This is a genomic window from Gordonibacter pamelaeae 7-10-1-b (assembly GCF_000210055.1).
Lineage (GTDB): Bacteria > Actinomycetota > Coriobacteriia > Coriobacteriales > Eggerthellaceae > Gordonibacter > Gordonibacter pamelaeae.
This window is the reverse complement of sequence record NC_021021.1, coordinates 359893-361514: the sequence shown is the minus strand read 5'-3', so window position 1 is coordinate 361514 and position 1622 is coordinate 359893. Positions and strand designations below refer to the sequence as shown.

Here is a 1622-nt window from a genome sequence, read left to right as displayed (position 1 = left end):
GCGGCCGGGGCTCCCCCGCCGCGTCCTCCGCAGGGGCCGTCCCCTCGGCCGTGGGGATGCTTCCGAGGCCGTCCGCCACCGCGCCCTTGGGCTTGCGCCCGAACCCGATGAGATGGCGGGCCTTCGCGATGTAGTCCAGCATGGACACCACGGTCAGCACGAGCGCGATTATCATCACCCCCCAGCTCAGAAGCCACAGCCAGTCTGAGAGCGCCGCGTTCAAGCTGCCCACCATGTAGGAGTCCTTCACGCAGAAAAGCACGATGGCGGCCATCTGGAACACGGTCTTGAACTTGCCGTACCAGCTGGCCGCTATGACCACGCCCTCGCTGGCGGCCACCATGCGCACGCCCGACACGATGAACTCGCGCGCCAGGATGACGAGCGCGACCCAGCTGGGCAGCGACCCCAGCTCGATGAGCGCGAGCAGCGCCGCGGCCACGAGTATCTTGTCGGCCAGCGGGTCCATGAACTTGCCGAAGTCCGTGACCTCGCCGCGGCTGCGGGCCAGGTAGCCGTCGAGCCAGTCGGTGCACGATATGAGGATGAAGATGCCGGCCGCGATGAGGCTCTTCGCGTCGTCGGCCACCTGCGGCAGCCCCAGCCACTGCGGCCAAGGGCTGATGAGCACGACCACGAACACCGGCACGAGGCAGATGCGCGCGAGCGTGACGATGTTGGCGGGCGTCATGAGCTTGTCGGTCGACGTCGGCTTCGCCTGGTCGGTTGGGGCCATGGGCCTGGTCACGCACCTTCCATCTCGTAGAGCAGCGTGTCCCCGATCGTCACGCGCACGACCTGCCCCACCTCGCCGTCCTCGAGGTAGGTGACGCCGTCCACCTCGGGGGCCTGGCACATGGCGCGGCCGAACAGCTGCCCGTCCTCCTCGCGCCCTTCCACGAGCACGTCGAGCGTGCGTCCGATGCGCTCGGCCACGCGCGGCGCGCACACGGCGTCCGCCACGTCGCGCAGGCGCTGGGCCCGGTCGGCCTTCTCGTCCTCGTCCACCTGGCCCGGCAGGTCGAACGCGCGCGTTCCCTCCTCGCGCGAGTAGGGGAACACGCCCACGTAATCGAACCCGGCATCCTCCACGAAGGCGCACAGCTCCTCGAACTGGCCGTCCGTCTCGCCGGGGAAGCCCGCTATGAGCGTCGTACGCAGCGTGGCGTCCGGGATGCGGCGGCGCACGCGTGCGAGCAGCTCCTCGAATTCGCCGCGCGATCCCGTGCGGTTCATGGCCCGGAGGATGCCCGCGTCGACGTGCTGCAGCGGGATGTCGAAGTAGTCGCACACGTTGGGGTGCGCGGCCACGGCCTCCAGGTACTCGTCGGTCAAGCCCTCGGGCTGCAAATACATGACGCGGAACCACGTGCCGGGATGCTCCTCGGCCAGCGCACCCACGAGCGCGGCCAGCGTCGAGGGCTCCTCGAAGTCCGTGCCCCAGCGGCCCGTGTCCTGGGCGATGAGCACGATCTCGCGCACGCCGGCCGCCACCTTGGCGGCCACCTCGGCGCGCACGTCGTCGAGCGGGAAGCTGCGGTAGCGCCCGCGGATGTACGGGATGGTGCAGTACGAGCAGAAGCGGTCGCAGCCGTCCGATATCTTCACATAGGCCGACACGG

General features: G+C 69.5%; 2 protein-coding genes. Both read right to left on the bottom strand.

What is annotated here, in order from left to right; genetic code table 11:
• Positions 1-736 (bottom strand): CDP-diacylglycerol--glycerol-3-phosphate 3-phosphatidyltransferase (gene pgsA / locus GPA_RS01655; RefSeq protein WP_083809235.1); only part of this gene is annotated, 736 nt, incomplete at its 3' end.
• 8 nt (positions 737-744) lie between these two features.
• Positions 745-1622, bottom strand: an 878-nt coding sequence (locus GPA_RS01650; RefSeq protein WP_156791106.1) for a MiaB/RimO family radical SAM methylthiotransferase, incomplete at its 5' end; no start/stop codon positions are given.